Origin of the sequence: Saccharospirillum sp. HFRX-2 (genome assembly GCF_043196805.1) — a bacterium.
GTDB lineage: Bacteria > Pseudomonadota > Gammaproteobacteria > Pseudomonadales > Natronospirillaceae > Saccharospirillum.
The window spans coordinates 67,392-83,046 of record NZ_JBEBMU010000007.1; the positions used below are offsets into that span (position 1 = coordinate 67,392).

Annotated in this window: 16 protein-coding genes; 6 read left to right on the forward strand and 10 right to left on the reverse strand. The window is 58.8% G+C overall.

What is annotated here, in order from left to right; genetic code table 11:
• Positions 1-29: 29 nt before the first annotated feature.
• From ABMA60_RS14425 to rpoE, 3 genes are read right to left on the reverse strand one after another with little or no spacing between them, the layout of a single operon-like run.
• Entirely contained in the window at positions 30-965 is a 936-nt protein-coding gene (locus ABMA60_RS14425; RefSeq protein WP_392804337.1) for a MucB/RseB C-terminal domain-containing protein, read from the reverse strand.
• Positions 962-1,450, reverse strand: coding sequence for a sigma-E factor negative regulatory protein (locus ABMA60_RS14430; RefSeq protein ID WP_392804339.1), 489 nt, complete (start codon positions 1,448-1,450; stop codon positions 962-964). The genes ABMA60_RS14425 and ABMA60_RS14430 overlap by 4 nt, the downstream gene beginning before the upstream one ends.
• A 2-nt stretch (positions 1,451-1,452) precedes the next feature.
• The gene (gene rpoE / locus ABMA60_RS14435; protein ID WP_392804341.1) at positions 1,453-2,064 is read right to left on the reverse strand and encodes an RNA polymerase sigma factor RpoE; all 612 of its coding nucleotides are present in this window, start codon (positions 2,062-2,064) and stop codon (positions 1,453-1,455) included.
• A gap of 130 nt (positions 2,065-2,194) precedes the next feature.
• On the opposite strand from rpoE, the gene nadB reads away from it, so the two are divergent.
• Entirely contained in the window at positions 2,195-3,814 is a 1,620-nt protein-coding gene (gene nadB, locus ABMA60_RS14440) for an L-aspartate oxidase (RefSeq protein ID WP_392804343.1), read from the forward strand.
• Here nadB and ABMA60_RS14445 read toward each other — a convergent pair.
• Positions 3,802-4,236 carry a protein YgfX gene (locus ABMA60_RS14445; RefSeq protein ID WP_392804345.1) on the reverse strand — a complete coding sequence of 145 codons (435 nt, stop codon included), beginning with the start codon at positions 4,234-4,236 and terminating at the stop codon, positions 3,802-3,804. The genes nadB and ABMA60_RS14445 overlap by 13 nt on opposite strands.
• On the reverse strand, positions 4,220-4,486 hold the full coding sequence (locus ABMA60_RS14450) for a succinate dehydrogenase assembly factor 2 (protein WP_392804347.1): 267 nt from the start codon (positions 4,484-4,486) through the stop codon (positions 4,220-4,222). Before ABMA60_RS14450 ends, ABMA60_RS14445 begins: the two co-directional genes overlap by 17 nt.
• A 93-nt stretch (positions 4,487-4,579) precedes the next feature.
• On the opposite strand from ABMA60_RS14450, the gene ABMA60_RS14455 reads away from it, so the two are divergent.
• Together ABMA60_RS14455 and ABMA60_RS14460 are read left to right on the forward strand one after the other, a co-directional pair.
• Complete coding sequence (locus ABMA60_RS14455) at positions 4,580-5,491, forward strand: YgfZ/GcvT domain-containing protein (RefSeq protein ID WP_392804349.1); 912 nt, start codon at positions 4,580-4,582, stop codon at positions 5,489-5,491.
• 78 nt (positions 5,492-5,569) lie between these two features.
• Entirely contained in the window at positions 5,570-6,406 is an 837-nt protein-coding gene (locus tag ABMA60_RS14460) for an HDOD domain-containing protein (RefSeq protein WP_392804351.1), read from the forward strand.
• Positions 6,407-6,419: 13 nt separating this feature from the next.
• Here the strand turns inward: ABMA60_RS14460 and ABMA60_RS14465 are convergent, their stop codons facing one another.
• Positions 6,420-6,674 (reverse strand): YkgJ family cysteine cluster protein, encoded by a 255-nt coding sequence (locus ABMA60_RS14465; protein WP_392804353.1) that lies wholly within the window; start codon positions 6,672-6,674, stop codon positions 6,420-6,422.
• Positions 6,675-6,716: 42 nt separating this feature from the next.
• On the opposite strand from ABMA60_RS14465, the gene ABMA60_RS14470 reads away from it, so the two are divergent.
• Complete coding sequence (locus ABMA60_RS14470; RefSeq protein WP_392804355.1) at positions 6,717-7,496, forward strand: alpha/beta fold hydrolase; 780 nt, start codon at positions 6,717-6,719, stop codon at positions 7,494-7,496.
• On the opposite strand, the gene ABMA60_RS14475 is transcribed toward ABMA60_RS14470, so the two are convergent.
• Both ABMA60_RS14475 and purL read right to left on the reverse strand, forming a co-directional pair.
• Positions 7,493-7,846: a hypothetical protein gene (locus ABMA60_RS14475; protein ID WP_392804357.1), complete on the reverse strand. Its 354-nt coding sequence runs from the start codon at positions 7,844-7,846 to the stop codon at positions 7,493-7,495. The genes ABMA60_RS14470 and ABMA60_RS14475 overlap by 4 nt on opposite strands.
• Positions 7,847-7,849: 3 nt before the next feature.
• Positions 7,850-11,761, reverse strand: a complete 3,912-nt coding sequence (gene purL / locus ABMA60_RS14480; RefSeq protein ID WP_392804359.1) for a phosphoribosylformylglycinamidine synthase — start codon at positions 11,759-11,761, stop codon at positions 7,850-7,852.
• 103 nt (positions 11,762-11,864) lie between these two features.
• Here purL and mltF point away from each other — a divergent pair, with 103 nt between their 5' ends.
• Positions 11,865-13,301 carry a membrane-bound lytic murein transglycosylase MltF gene (gene mltF, locus ABMA60_RS14485; protein ID WP_392804361.1) on the forward strand — a complete coding sequence of 479 codons (1,437 nt, stop codon included), beginning with the start codon at positions 11,865-11,867 and terminating at the stop codon, positions 13,299-13,301.
• A gap of 5 nt (positions 13,302-13,306) precedes the next feature.
• On the opposite strand, the gene ABMA60_RS14490 is transcribed toward mltF, so the two are convergent.
• Together ABMA60_RS14490 and purU are read right to left on the reverse strand one after the other, a co-directional pair.
• Positions 13,307-14,179 (reverse strand): porin, encoded by an 873-nt coding sequence (locus ABMA60_RS14490; RefSeq protein WP_392804363.1) that lies wholly within the window; start codon positions 14,177-14,179, stop codon positions 13,307-13,309.
• Positions 14,179-15,033, reverse strand: coding sequence for a formyltetrahydrofolate deformylase (purU, locus tag ABMA60_RS14495; protein WP_392804365.1), 855 nt, complete (start codon positions 15,031-15,033; stop codon positions 14,179-14,181). The genes ABMA60_RS14490 and purU overlap by 1 nt, the downstream gene beginning before the upstream one ends.
• A 176-nt stretch (positions 15,034-15,209) precedes the next feature.
• On the opposite strand from purU, the gene dksA reads away from it, so the two are divergent.
• Positions 15,210-15,617, forward strand: coding sequence for an RNA polymerase-binding protein DksA (gene dksA, locus ABMA60_RS14500; protein ID WP_199224151.1), 408 nt, complete (start codon positions 15,210-15,212; stop codon positions 15,615-15,617).
• Positions 15,618-15,655 lie beyond the last annotated feature (38 nt).

Genomic DNA, 15,655 nt, shown 5'->3' on the forward strand with positions numbered 1-15,655 from the left:
GAGACTAACCTGAGTGGAACAACCGCCGCCTATTGTAGGCGGCTGACAGAGTCACGCAAACGCTCAGCCGTGGTGCGCGGGATTTCACCGATCACCGTCACCGTCAGCCCATCGATTTCACTCATCAAAGCGGTGGTTGCGCCCATACGGACCAGGCTGTCGGGCTCGGCCGCCATGGCGGGTTCGATAAAGACGGAAAAGGTTGCCAGGCCGTCGCTGTAGACGCGCTTTTCCAACCAGCCATCAGCGGACACATCGCGCGCTGCCATGGTCAGTTTGAACATCGGCGGCATCCAGCTCAGGGCAGTCACAAACGACTTTGTATCCGGCGCGGGCATCGGCGGTTGCACCAGGGCCTGCTGACGGCCGTTCGAGCCGCTCAGCGTCGGTTGCAGGGCCGACTCCGGCACCGGACCACCCACGCTCAAACGGCTATAGCGAAACTGTTCCAATATTTCGCCGTCGCCGCTGAGAATTTCCGATTGCAGCAGCAAGCCGGTGTCGCGATCAAGCCACAACCGATGGGTATAGCGCCAGGGGTCGGCAGTCAGGGTTATCACCCGTGCAGTGCGGCCGGCCACCCGTGCTTCCCCGATCGCCTCGGCCTGATAACTCTGCGCCAGACGATCCAGCGCCATGGGGCCAACCTGTGAAAACGGCGCTGCCGGTATCGGCCGGGCGAGTTGATCTTCGGCGCCCGCCGGGTAATAACACACCAGCCGGTTACCACGTCGAATCACTTCGATCATGTCGCCGTCGAGCTGTTGCAGGCGTTCCACCGGTTCACCATCGCGCACCGTATGCGCTATCGAATAGGCACTGGTCTGATCACCGCGCCGGTGCAGATATTCACCCTGATAACTGGCGTTCTGAATGGCATCGCGCATCTGGCTCAACCACTCCCACTCCATAGCCTGCGCCGGCCAGGAAAACATCAATACCAGAACGATCGATAGCCGTCTCATTCTGCTTCCATCCAATCCACCGGATAGGGGGCCACCGCATGGCCGCTGCTGTAGGACGCAGCCTCGGCGTGTTCGCGCAAATAGGCGTTGAGCCGTTGCTGAGCTTCGAAACGCGCCTGGGCCGCAGCGACATCTTCAGTCTGCGCCACCTGCGTTGCCGGTGCCGTCGACGGTGTGGGTATCGACCACTGCGCGCCGATAATCACCACAGTAGCGACGGCCGCCGCCAGGCCAGCCTGACCCAAACGTAATGGCCAGCGACGTTGCCGGGCCGGTTGCCCTGTTTCGGCCTCGGCGTCAGGCTGGACAGCAACATCGACCAATACATCGCCGCGCAAAGCACCCTGAACGCGTGACAACTGATGCCAGTCCTGCATGCGTTGCGGATCAGACTCCATGGCTTTCAACAGTCGCTGGATATCCATTTCGCTGGCTTCTCCGTCCAGAAAAGCCGAAAAACTTTCGTTAATACGATCCTGTTTCATCATTAACCTCGCGCAGAATCAGTCGGGCGCGCCCGGCCTTTGGTGACACCCACCGGCACATCCAGCGCCACTTCGATTGCCTCTCGGGCGCGAAAAATTCTCGAACGCACCGTTCCCACCGGCGTATCCATAATGCGCGCGATGTCCTCATAACTGAGGCCTTCAAATTCACGCAGTGTCACGGCGACGCGCAAATCTTCTGGCAATCCATTGAGGGTGGCCTGCAAGCGCTGCTCCATCTGCTCACGCACCAGCAGACGCTCTGGCGTCGCCAGATCGGCCAGCTCATCGGCCGAAACCAGCACCTCAATATCCAATCCATCCTGACTGGGCCGCCGCCGACTGCTGTCCAAATGACTGTTGGCGCAGTTGATGGCAATCCGATACAGCCAGGAATAAAAGGCACTGTCGCCGCGAAAATTCGGCAACGCCCGATAAGCCTTGATAAAGGCTTCCTGAACAATATCGGCCACCGCATCCTGATCGCGCATATAACGCGTAATGACGGTCGCCACTCGATGCTGGTACTTCAACACCAGCAGATCGAAGGCCCGCTTGTCGCCCTTACGGGCCTTGTCGACCAAAATCTGATCGGCGTCCTGGCGCTCGGCCATGGCGCTACTCCTGAGAAGCTTTCCCTATGGACGGGGCCGCAACAGAAAAGTTCAAACGGATACCAGATTATCGGAAAGCGCCCCGCCTTGGGTATACTCCCGATCCGCCCATTATTGCCGGAGTGGTTGCATGGCTTCCCGTCTGTCTGCTGATGTTCTGGTGATCGGTACCGGTGCTGCCGGTCTGACCCTGGCTCTGAGCCTGCCGCGCCATCTCAACGTCTACCTGATTTGCAAAGGCGAGCTGGGCACCGGCTCCACCGCCTGGGCCCAAGGTGGCGTGGCAGCGGTGCTCGACAAGGTCGATTCGGTGGAAGATCACGTCGCCGATACGCTCAATGCCGGCGGCGGTCTGTGCGAACCCAAGGCGGTGCGGCATACCGTTGAACGCTCCGCCAGCGCCATTCAATGGCTGATCGATCAGGGTGTGCCTTTTACCCATCAGGACGGTTCGGAAGTCGATTATCACCTGACCCGCGAGGGCGGTCACAGTCACCGACGCATCATTCACGCCGCCGACGCCACCGGCCGTGCCATCTCCGAAACCCTGATTCGCCAGGTACGTCAGCGCGCCAATGTGCATGTACTGGAACATCATGTGGCGGTCGATCTGATCACCCACCGCAAGGTCTTTGGTGCTGACGATCAGGACGACCGTTGTCTCGGCGCCTATGTGCTCGATACCCGCAACGATCAGGTCATCACCATCGGCGCCGGCGCTACCGTGCTGGCCTCGGGCGGTGCCAGCAAGGTGTATCTGTTTACCTCCAATCCTGATGGCGCCACTGGTGATGGCATTGCCATGGCCTGGCGCGCTGGCTGCCGGGTGGTGAATATGGAATTCAATCAGTTCCACCCGACCTGCCTCTATCACCCGCGCGCCAAATCATTTTTGATTTCCGAAGCGGTGCGCGGCGAAGGCGGCTTGCTGAAACTGCCCAATGGCGAACGCTTTATGCATCGCTTTGATGAGCGCGCCGAACTGGCACCGCGCGATGTTGTCGCCCGCGCCATCGACCACGAAATGAAACGTCTCGGTGCCGACCATCTGTTGCTCGACATCAGCCACAAGCCCGCCGACTTTATTCGCCAGCATTTTCCGACCATCTACGAACGCTGCCTGAGTTACGGCTATGACATGACGCGCGAACCCATACCGGTGGTACCGGCTGCGCACTACACCTGCGGCGGTATTCGCACCGATTTGTCGGCACGTACTGACCTCGGTGGCCTCTACGCCGCCGGTGAGTGTGCTTACACCGGCCTGCATGGCGCCAACCGACTGGCCTCGAATTCACTGCTCGAATGCATCGTCTATGCGCGCGCCGCTGCCGATGACCTGACCGCCCAGACACTGCCGGAATTCGACGCCGATCAACTGCCCTTGTGGGATGAATCGCGCGTCTCCGATTCCGATGAAAAGGTCGTCATCAGCCACAACTGGGACGAGGTGCGCCGTTTTATGTGGGATTACGTCGGTATTGTGCGCTCGGACAAACGTCTGGAACGGGCGCGTCGTCGGGTGCATTTGCTGAAACAGGAAATTCATGATTATTACGCCAGCTTCCGCGTTAACAGCGACTTGCTGGAGTTGCGTAATCTGATCGTGGTGGCGGAGTTGATTATCGAATCGGCGTTGTCGCGTAAAGAGAGCCGCGGTCTGCACTTTACCCGCAGCTACCCGCAGACCGGAGAACGGGCGGAAATTACCGTCTTGTCACCGCGCACCGATAGTGTTCAGTCGAGTTGATGCTGGCTTTGAATGTCGTGGCAATGAATGCGGAAATAGGCGTTTAGCGCGCGCCAGCTGGCATCATCGACACTGTCGCGCCAGATCATCAGACTGCGTTGCAACAACAGCGGCTCCTGCACCAGATGCAATCGCACATAGCAAGCAGAACGCCTACCTCGACCGCTCCAGCGGTATTCCTCGGCCCGCAGTTCACGGTCGAACAAGGTCACCCTATCGCCCTGCCAGCGCAGTTGATGAGTGGGCGGATTCAGGGGTCGGCTTTGCCACAGCGCCAGCTGCACAGCGGCGGCGGTTGCCAGACTCAACCACCAGGGATGCTGTGCCAGAACCGTCAACAGCGCGACCGTCGGCGCCGGTACCAGCACCACCAGCCAGGCCAGGCGTGATGGCCGCAGACGGCACTCAATCAGGCTGAACACGGTCCAGAATCTGACGCACCATAGCAGCGAGTTCGGCGTCTTCCGGTTTGGACTTTTCCAAAAACCAATTGAACAGATCCTGGTCTTCGCAAGTAAGCAGCCGTTGATAAATGCGTTGTTGATCAGCGCTGAGCGTCGGATAGACGGTTTCGGTGTAAGGCACCAGCAACACATCCAGTTCCAACATGCCCCGGCGGCTGTGCCACCAAAGACGACGATGTTCCAATGCAGCTTTTTCTGTTGGTTCCACGTTTAAAAGTCCAAGCTCAGCCCAAAGAATGAATGACCCAGGCCCGTTTGCGGGCCGCGCCATTGTAACAGCAAGCCAAACGAGCCGACACCGATGCGCACGCCAACACCACAGCCCCATTTCTACCCGCTGGAACATCTCAGCCTGATCGGTCTGCAAGGCAGTGACGCCCTCACCTTTTTGCAAGGCCAGGGCACTCAGGACTACCGCCTGCTGACTCAGAGCGGCGCTTTGCCGGGCGCCTTTTGCACGCCCAAAGGCCGCGCGGTCAGCAATGTCTGGAATGTGCTGATTGAGCCGGAACCGACGCACATCAAGCTGGTGCTGCACAGCACCACGGCGGCCGCTTTGCAGCAGCATCTGAGCAAATACATACCATTTTTCCGCGGCTCAAAACTGATCGACGATAGCCTGAACTATCACGGCCTGGGTATCGCCGGCGAAGGCACCGATGAATTGCTGAATGACTGGTTTGGTCCGGCGGCTGACAACGGTATCTGGCTGCGCCAGGGCCACTTTGCCTTTGCGCTGCCCGACGGCCGCGCCCAACTGTGGCTGGATGCCCGCGCCGACAACTACGAAGACTGGCTGGAGCGCATCGAACAACAGCGCATTGAACCCGCCGAAGCCTGGCAAAAACTCGACATAGCGGCCGCTCAACCCTGGGTTCAGGCCGAGCAAAGCGGCCAGTTCGTGCCGCAGATGCTGGGGCTGGAAGACGTCAGCGGCATTTCCTTTCGCAAAGGCTGTTACACCGGCCAGGAAGTGGTGGCCCGGTTGCACTACAAAGGCCAGAGCAAGCGCGGTCTGCTTCAGGTGCGCTGGCAGGGTGATGTCGCGCCCGGCGGCAACGATGTCTTTGGCGAACAGGGCCCGGCCGGTGAATGGGTCAACTGGGTGCGCACCGAGGACGGCGGTGAAGGACTGGCGGTGGTTCGCAATATCGAAACGCCGCCGCCGATGTTTGTCGATGAACAGCGGCAAATTGCCCTGTCGGTGGTGTGAGACTGATCGATGTTCAGCGCCCGACCGAAGCTGTTAAACTCTTGCGTCTGTTGTCTCTACAGGATGGGCGCATAAGCGATGAGCAGCCTGGTCGATACCGTCAATCAAGACATTTTGGACGCTTTGAACAGCGACCAGCTTTTCCTGCCAAGCTTGCCCGAAGTGGCGTTGCAAATTCGCACCACGGCGGAAAACCCCGACGCCACCATCAAAGACCTGGTCGATATCATCAGCCAGGACAGCGCCCTGAGTGCGCGCATCATACGAGTGGTGAACAGCCCGCTGTTACGCGCCCCTCAGGAAGTTCGCGATCTGGCCATGGCAGTCAGCCGACTGGGTATGAATTACAGCTGCAATCTGGCCATTGGCCTGGCCATGGAGCAGATGTTCCGCGCCAGCAACAAACAAGTTGATCAACGTCTGCGTCAACTGTGGCGCTTGACCGGCGATGTCTCAGCACTGGCCTCGGTGCTGGCGCGTCACACCGGTGCTGCCAGCGCTGACGAAGCCTTGCTGGCCGGGCTGATCCACCGTCTGGGCGCGCTGCCGATTCTCAGCTACGCCGAGTCCCATCCTGAGCTGATTGTCGACGACGCCAATCTGTCTCAAGTCATCGACCAACTGCATGGCAGCCTGGGCCAGATTATTCTGCAAAGCTGGGATTTTCCATCGAGTTTCTGCGGCATTCCCATCGAATACCGTCAGTTTGAGCGCCAACCGGCCGAGGCTGACCTGGCCGATCTGGTGTTGGTAGCTAATCTGATGGCGCACAACGAAGGCAACAGTGGCTGGAGTAAAAAAGACTGGCACAGCGTCGCCGCCTTCGCTCGCCTGGATTTACCGACTGACCGCGAAGACGCAAGCATCGCTCAGCTGTACCAACTGGCTGCCAGCGCCCGGGCCATCTTTGCTTAAGGCGGATTGTTGCCTAGGGCATGGTTTCGGCTTCAAACCGGGTCAGGATACGCAGAGCTTCCACGCGATCGCTGCCGCAAAAATCCGGCTCAGCCTGAAAGGCGCCGCAGGCCACTGGCCGTTCCGGACGACCAAAGATGCCACAGCGATAATCCGGCAATAAATGAACACAACGCACCCCCGCAGGTTTACCGTCAGGCATGCCGTAATACGGGGTGTTGATGGAAGGCGCGATGCAACAGGCACCGCAACCGGAGCGGCATTCCAAACCTTAGCCTCACTGGAAAACACAGGAAAATGAGAGCGCACTATGCTGTACAGCCATAGCCTGGGTAAAGGCCCCGACCTGATCATTCTGCACGGCCTCTTTGGCAGTGGCGACAACTGGCGCAGCGTGGCCAAGTCGTTATCCGAGCATTACCGGGTACACTGTCTGGATCTGCCCAACCACGGCCAATCACCCTGGACCGACAGCCTCGACTACCCGACCTTCGCCAGCGCCGTGCGCGACTGGATGGCCGCCAACGACATCAAAAAAGCGTCAGTAATCGGTCATTCCATGGGCGGTAAAACAGCGATGCAACTGGCCTTAGCTGGTGACACTGAATGGTTGCAGAAACTGGTTATCGTCGACATTGCACCGCGCGACTACCCACCGCATCACCAGGATATTTTTGCGGCGCTGGAGGCGATTGATCTGCATGAATTTAATGATAGGCGCGGCGTCGAAAACGCCCTGATGGAAAACGGCGTACGCGATCTCGGCATCCGCCAGTTTCTGCTTAAAAGCCTGTACCGCAACGACGACAAACAGCTGGCCTGGCGCTTCAATCTGCCGTTGCTAAAAAGCGACTATGAAGGCATCGCCAAAGCACCGGATTTTCAGCAGCCCTACGGTGGACCCACGCTGTTTATCAAGGGCATGGACAGTCACTACATCAGCCAGAGCGATCAGCCAGCGATCGAAGAGCGTTTCCCCAATGCCAAGGCCAAACTGATTGAAGGCGCCGGCCACTGGCCCCATGCGGAAAAACCGCGCGCCTTTATGCGCATTCTGGAAGGTTTTCTGGATACAACGTCCGAGGACTAAAAAGTCCGCCCGCCACGCTGTTCCAGCCGGTTCAACTTATGGCGCAAACGGATTTGCCCGGCTTCATCCAGACGCGCCTTACCGTTGCGCGGACGACGGCCGTACTGGGCCTGCATCTGGGCACATTCCAGACGCAGGTTTTCCAGTTCCGGATCGTGACGGATGGGCATATCGAGAAAGAACTGCCACTGCTGGGCATCGGCTTCACCGTCGAGCAACGATGTCATCAGCGACTGGATGGTCTCCGTGGTCGGCCGATAGACCGGCGCGCTGCCAAAGATCAACGCCAGCGCAACGCCACCGATCACCACAGCGGTCACCACAAAGACCAGCAGCAGCTCAGCAATCACGACTTAACCCAGCCACTGCCGCGCGTTACGGAACATGCGCAGCCAACCGCCATCTTCACCCCAGCTATCCGGCTTCCAGGAGTTGGTGACGGCGCGGAAGACGCGTTCCGGGTGCGGCATCATCACCGTAGCGCGACCATCGGCGCTGGTGAATCCGGTCATGCCCAGGGGCGAGCCGTTGGGGTTGAACGGATAGCGTTCAGTCACACTGCCGTGATTATCGACATAGCGCAGCGCCACCAAACCGCTCTCGGCGGCTTGCTGCCGATGGGCGTCATCACGGAATTCCGCCAGACCTTCGCCATGCGCCACGGCGATGGACAGACGCGAACCCGCCATACCGGACAAGAACAGCGACGGTGATTGCGGAATCTCAACCATGACCGAACGCGCTTCGAACTGCTCCGAAGCGTTGCGCACAAAGTGCGGCCAGTGCTCGGTGCCAGGGATCAGGTCGTGCAGGTTGGACATCATCTGACAGCCATTGCACACACCCAGGCTGAAGGTATTGGGATTTTCGAAAAACGCCTGGAAGGCGTCACGCACACCCGCGTTGAAACGAATGGTCTTGGCCCAGCCTTCGCCGGCACCCAAGACATCGCCGTAGGAGAAGCCGCCACAGGCGACCAAGCCGCGGAAATCGCTCAGTTGGGTGCGGCCGGCGAGCAGATCGCTCATGTGGACATCGACGGCATCAAAACCGGCGCGTTCGAAAGCGGCGGCCATTTCCACCTGACCATTAACGCCCTGCTCGCGCAGAATCGCCACCGGCGGACGGGCGCCACCTATCAGCGGTGCGGCGATGTCCTCAGCCGGATCGAAGCTGAGTTCAGCGTGCAGACCCGGATCGTTGGCGTCGAGCCAGCGGTCGTATTCCTGTTGCGCACAATCGGCGTTGTCGCGCAGCGCCTGGATGCGGAAACTGGTTTCGTTCCACAACCGCAGCAAGTCGGTGCGCGCCTTGACCAGCACTTCGTCGTCTTCGACCACAAAACGCACAAAATCATCATCGTTACAGTGACCAATAACGGTACTGCAATCGCCCAGTCCGGCGGCAGTCAGTTGCTGCAGAACGGTTTCAGTCTGAGCGCGACGCACCTGAATCACCGCGCCCAGTTCTTCACTGAACAGAGCGGCGGCGTGATCGCCGTCGCTGACCCGACCCAGATCGATATCGATACCGCTGCGGCCGGCAAAGGCCATTTCCGCCAGAGTGGTGAACAAACCGCCATCGGAGCGATCGTGATAAGCCAGCAACAGGCCATCGCTGACCAATCCCTGCATCACCGCCCAGAAGGCTTGCAGATCTTCCGGATCGTCCAAATCGACCGGCACATCACCGACCTTACGATAGACCTGCGCCAGCGCCGAACCACCGAGGCGATTCTGGCCACGGCCAAGGTCAATCAAAATCAAATCGGTATCGCCCTGATCGGTCCGCAATTGCGGCGTCACCGTGCGGCGCACATCGGTCACCGGCGCCATGCCGGAAACGATCAAACTCAGCGGCGCCGTCACTGCCTTGGTACGGCCGTTTTCTTCCCAGGTGGTGCGCATCGACATCGAATCTTTGCCCACGGGTATGGTCAGATTCAACGCCGGACACAGCTCCAGACCAACGGCTTTCACGGTGTCGTACAGCGCCTGATCTTCACCTGGATGACCGGCGGCGGCCATCCAGTTGGCGGACAGTCGCACCTGGCTCATCTCACCAATGGCGACCGACGCCAGGTTGGTCAGTACTTCGGCCACAGCCAGGCGACCCGATGCCGGTGCATCCAGCAAGGCGACTGGCGTGCGTTCGCCCATCGACATGGCTTCACCGGTGTAGCCCTGGTAACCGCTGGTGGTCACGGCAGCATTGGCAACCGGAATCTGCCAGGGGCCAACCATCTGATCGCGTGCGACCTGACCGGTGATGGAACGATCGCCGATGGTGATCAGGAAGCTCTTGCTGGCCACCGACGGCAACCGCAAGACGCGCTCGGCGGCGTCGTTCAGATCGATGCCTTTGCTGTTAAAGCGGTCGCGCTCAAAATCAGCCCGCTCGAACGAACGTTCCATGCGCGGCGGTTTGCCGAGCAGAATGTTCAACGGCATCTCAATGGGCGTTTCGCCAAAATGACGATCGGTCACCACCAGACGGCGATCGGCCGTGGCTTCGCCGATAACCGCGAAGGGGCAGCGTTCACGCGCACATAAAGCTTCGAACTGGTCGAGTTTTTCCGGCGTCACCGCCAGTACATAACGTTCCTGGCTCTCGTTACACCAGATCGCCAGCGGCGACATGCCGGGTTCATCGTTGGGCACATCGCGCAACTCAAAACGACCACCCCGGCCGCCATCGTTGACCAGCTCTGGGAAGGCGTTGGACAAACCACCGGCGCCAACATCGTGAATAAAAGCGATGGGGTTGTCGGCACCGAGCTGCCAGCAACGGTCGATGACTTCCTGGCAACGACGTTCCATTTCCGGGTTACCGCGCTGCACCGAGGCAAAATCCAGATCTTCGTTGCCTTCGGCGGAATCGACCGAAGACGCCGCGCCGCCGCCCAGACCAATCTGCATGGCCGGACCACCGAGAACGATCAGTTGCGCGCCTTCGGGAATGGCATCCCAAGCTTTGTCGACGTGATCGTCGCGAATGTTGCCGTAACCACCGGCGATCATGATCGGCTTGTGATAACCGCGCACTTCGGTACCGGCGACGCCCGGCGCGGTGAGTTCCAGGGTACGGAAATAACCGAGCAGATTAGGACGACCAAATTCATTGTTGAATGCCGCCGCGCCAAGCGGGCCATCGATCATGATGTCCAGCGCCGAAACGATGCGACCGGGCTTGCCGTACTGGCTTTCCCAGGGCTGAACGAAACCAGGAATATTCAGGTCGGAAACACTGAAACCGGCCAGACCCGCCTTGGGTTTACCGCCGGTTCCGGTGGCGCCCTCATCACGAATCTCACCACCGGCGCCGGTTGCTGCGCCGGCAAAGGGCGCGATGGCGGTCGGGTGGTTATGAGTTTCCACCTTAAAGAGGATGTGGATGTTCTCTTGGTGATAGCGGTAATGATGATCAGCGTCGGGATAGAAACGGCCGGCTTTGAAGCCTTCGACCACAGAAGCATTATCTTTATAGGCCGAGAGCACGCCGTGACTGTTGTTCTCGTAGGTGTTCTTGATCATTTTGAACAGCGACCAGGGCTGCTCTTCGCCATCGATGGTCCAGGTGGCGTTGAAAATTTTATGGCGGCAATGTTCGGAGTTGGCCTGGGCGAACATCATCAATTCGACATCGGTCGGATCGCGTTCCAGGCCCAGATAGGCATCCAGCAAATAATCGATTTCGTCGTCCGCCAGTGCCAGCCCCAGCTCTTTATTCGCCTTGACCAGAGCGTCGCGGCCACCGCTTTGCAACGGCACTCGCCCCAACGCCGCCGGCGACTGAGTACCAAACAAAGCCTGAGCTTCAGGCTCAGCCAATAACAGACTTTCAGTCATGCGGTCGTGCAATACCGCACCCACCGCCCGAAGCTCTGCGTCAGTCAATTCAGCCGTGGTGACCAGGCGATATTCGATACCGCGCTCCAACCGCCGAACCGTTTCCAGACCAGCGTTATGGGCAATATCGGTCGCCTTGGTTGACCATGGCGACAACGTGCCCAGACGAGGGATCACCCACAGCGCTGGGCCTTCCACATCCTGACGCTCACTGCTTGGACCATAGTGCAGCAGCGCCTCAAGCACGCTGTGTTCTTGCTCATCCAGCGGCTGTGTCAGATCAGCAAAATGACGGTATTCGGCATAAAGGTCAGTAATTTTAGCCGCCAGAGCTGGCTCCAGAGCGGTGTTGAATCGCTCCAGCAAACGTTGGCGGCGAAATGACGAAAGGGCTGGGGTTCCACGTAGTGTCAGCATGACAGGACGGCCTGTTCGTAAGGGGGGAGAAAAACGGCGCGTATAGTAGCGGAAAAGCAGCTAGAATGGCAGCGTCGTACCACCTCCGGCCGATGATGTTTCTATGGTCTTTTTCTGGTCAAATCCTGTCCGCAACAGCCTGCGTCTGGCCTTGTTTGCCTTACCGGTTTTACTGGTTCTGTGGCTACTGCTGCACGGGCTGCAATGGCGTAATCACTGGGAACGCGTTCAGGCGCGGGGCTCGCTGGTGGTCGCCGTGCGCGAAAGCGAAGGCATCTATTGGCCAGAGGACCAGCGCTACGTTGGCTTGGAACACGACCTGCTGGAGCAACTGGCGGACGACCTGAACGTCAATGTGCAGCTGTTTTCGGTCACCGATACCGCCGACCTGTATCGGGCCCTGGCCAGCGGCGCCGTCGATTTCGCCTTGCCTGGCACCACCTTAACCGACGCCCACCAATTTATTGCCGGCACGCCCTATCTTAATTCCCGGGTGGGCCTGGTACGTGCCATGGGCCGGCGCGATGAACGACCGACAACCAACAGAGTCGCTCTGCTCGACCCTTTCGCCCACGACTGGGTGCTGACGCAATTGTCTGAATCCAACAACGCTGAACTGGCGCCGCAAGGCAGTGAGTCTGCCGCTGAACTGATGACCCGTATCGAACTGGGTGAACTGGAAATGGCGGTGATGGACCGACGCGATTTTCTGGTGCAGCGACCCTTCTTTCCCAATCAATGGTTCAGCCCGCTCAATGATCAACCCCGCCCGATCAGCCCGTTATTCCGCAATCAGACCGACCACTCCTTGATTGATCGCGTTAACAGCGCCATCACCGCGATGAGCGAAAACGGCCGCCTGAATCGTTTGCAGGATCGGCATCTGGGTCATACCGCCGATTTCGACTACGTCGGCAACGTCACCTTCGAACGCCATATGCGCACGCGGCTGCCCAACTTTGAAGACAGTTTCCGCGCCCAGGCCGACATAACCGGGCTGGACTGGCGCTTATTGGCATCGGTGGCTTATCAGGAGAGTCATTGGCGGGCCAATGCGGTATCGCCCACCGGGGTGCGCGGCATCATGATGGTGACGCTGCAAACCGCCCGCGATATGGGCATCAGCAACCGGCTGGATCCGGATCAGAGCATCGAAGCGGGCAGTCGTTTTCTGGCGGGGATAAAGGAACGTTTACCACAGCGCATTACCGAACCGGATCGCACCTGGATGGCACTGGCCGCCTACAACGTCGGTCCGGGTCACCTGGAAGATGCCCGACGCATTACCGAAACCCAGGATGGTGACCCGGACTCCTGGATTGATGTCCGCCAGCATCTGCCCAAGCTGGCGTTGAAGGCCTGGTATCCGTGGACGGAACACGGCTATGCGCGTGGCCATGAGCCGGTCGTCTACGTTGCCAACATCCGGCGTTACTACAACCTGATGCGCCGCGCTTTCCCTCAGGCTACCGAACACAGCGGCGGGCAACCGCTGAACACCTTGCCGATGCCCGGGCTGCCTGTCGAACCGGTGTTCTAGCCAGATTACAGCCGCAGCTGGAAACCCACCTGACCAAGCAGGCTTTCCTGTTCGGGCTGCCAACGCAGCTCAAAGAAATTACTGACGTTGACGCTGTACAGCTGCTCGAAACCCAGCGCCCAATAATCTTCGCCTTCTGGTGTCTCTTCACGGCCATAGGCAAAGCGAGAGACAACCTGACCGGACTGATAATCCAGACCGATATCCCAGGCCAAGGGATCCTCGCGGAATAAATAGCTCGCCGACAATGCCCAGGGACCATCCGCCCAGAGCATGCTGACACCAAAACGGCCGGCATCATCCACTTCATCCTGGTGATAACTCAGGCTGGCCTGGCCTTCGGCCGTGTACAAACCCGTGACCACCGTCCAGGCGGCAAGGGTATCTTCCGCCTCAGCTTCTTTCAGCTGCCATTCGGCGGAGAAAAACCCGGCTTCGCGACTGTTCAGTTCGAGCTGAATCAGACGATCCGCGTAGTTTTCCAGGTGTTGCCCAACGGCAGAGCTATGAACCCCGGTGCCCTGCATCAGGTTCACCGGCTCGGCCAGATAGCGATGCTCAAGCGTCGCCACCCGACCGGCACGCACCTGATAGAGCGCCTGTTCAATACTCAGATAAAACTGTCTGGCATCGGCGCTGTCTGCCAGCGGATCCAGATTCGCTTCGGCCACGCCGACGTAACGCGTGCCGTTAATCTCTTCCACCGCTTCAATACCGAGCCAGGACTGAGCCGTCGACAAGGACCACTTACCATCGCGCTCAGCCGTTTCCTGATAATCGCCCTGAACCTGGAACTGACCGGTAAAACGACTGTCTGTTGCCTGAGCCAAGGCCGGAACAAAGGCGGCAACTGCTAAATACACACCACTACGAAGCATCAATTAAACACCACTGTTTTATTACCATGGACCAGAACCCGGTCCTCCAGATGCCAGCGTAAGCCGCGCGCCAGCACCGTTCGTTCACAATCTTTGCCCAGCCGCACCATGTCATCGATGCGATCACGGTGGGTCACGCGGACCACATCCTGATCAATGATCGGGCCGGCATCCAGATCTTCAGTCACATAATGACAGGTCGCACCTATCAGTTTTACGCCGCGCTCGTGGGCCTGGTGATAAGGCCGAGCGCCGATAAAAGACGGCAGAAAACTGTGGTGGATATTGATGATCCGATACGGCAGTTTGCCGCACAGCGCAGGGGGCAGGATCTGCATGTAACGCGCCAGAACCACGGTATCGGCCCGGTAATGTTCGATTAACCGCTCGACTTCGGCGAAATGCGGCGCCTTGTCAGCCGGATCGACCGGCACATGATGGAAGTTGATACCGTGCCATTCCACCAGGCTGCGCAGGTCATCGTGATTGGAAATCACACAGGGAATGTCGCAATCCAGATCACCGCTGTGCCAGCGGTTAAGAATATCCGCCAGACAATGGCTGTCGCGGCTGGCCATCAGCACCACCTGGGGTTTGACTGCCGAATCGGTGATGCGCCATTGCATATTCAAATCTTCAGCAATAGGTGCGAACAGCTCAGCCAGAGTATCGGCACCGAACGGCAACGAACTGGCTTTGATCTCATTACGCATAAAAAACCAGCCCTGCTCCAGGTCGGCATGATGGTTGGCTTCCATAATGCTGCCGTTGTATTGCGCCAGGAAATTACTGACCCGGGCAACGATGCCAACCCGGTCCGGACAGGACATCACCAGCCGATACACACCTTCCATTAACTACTACTCCAAGGGCTTGAATCTACAGGAAAAAAAGCTGTTTTAACCGCTCAGGTGATGATATATGATGTGCCCTCTTTTGACGACTGCGGCCAAATTTTGAACAACGGCCCAGCCCCTTGGAATGCCCCTGCGCAGGGCGGCCAGGCGACAACACAGCACAGGAATCGAATATGCTGACTGAAGAACAGTTGTTGGCAGCTCCCGATGAGGAGTACATGAACGAAGCGCAGCTGGCGTTCTTCCGTAATCTGTTGCAAGAACAGGCAGATGAAGTCCGTGCCGCGCTGAAAGAAGCCCGGGAAACGCTGACCAAGTTCGAGAACGAGCCCGACGAGCTGGACAAAGCCAGCATTGAGGAAGAGCGCCGCATGAACTTGCGCTTCCTGGACCGGCAAACCAAATTACTGCCCAAGATCGATGACGCCATCAAGCGTATCGATTCAGGTGACTTCGGTTACTGCGAAGTCACCGGCGAACCCATCGGCGTCCGCCGCCTGCTGTTGCGTCCTACCGCAACGCTCTGCGCTGAAGAAAAACAGCGCCAGGAACGTCAGGAACGCAACTTCCGCGACGCCTGATCCAACGCTCTATTGAAAAGCGCCTCTGGGGCGCTTTT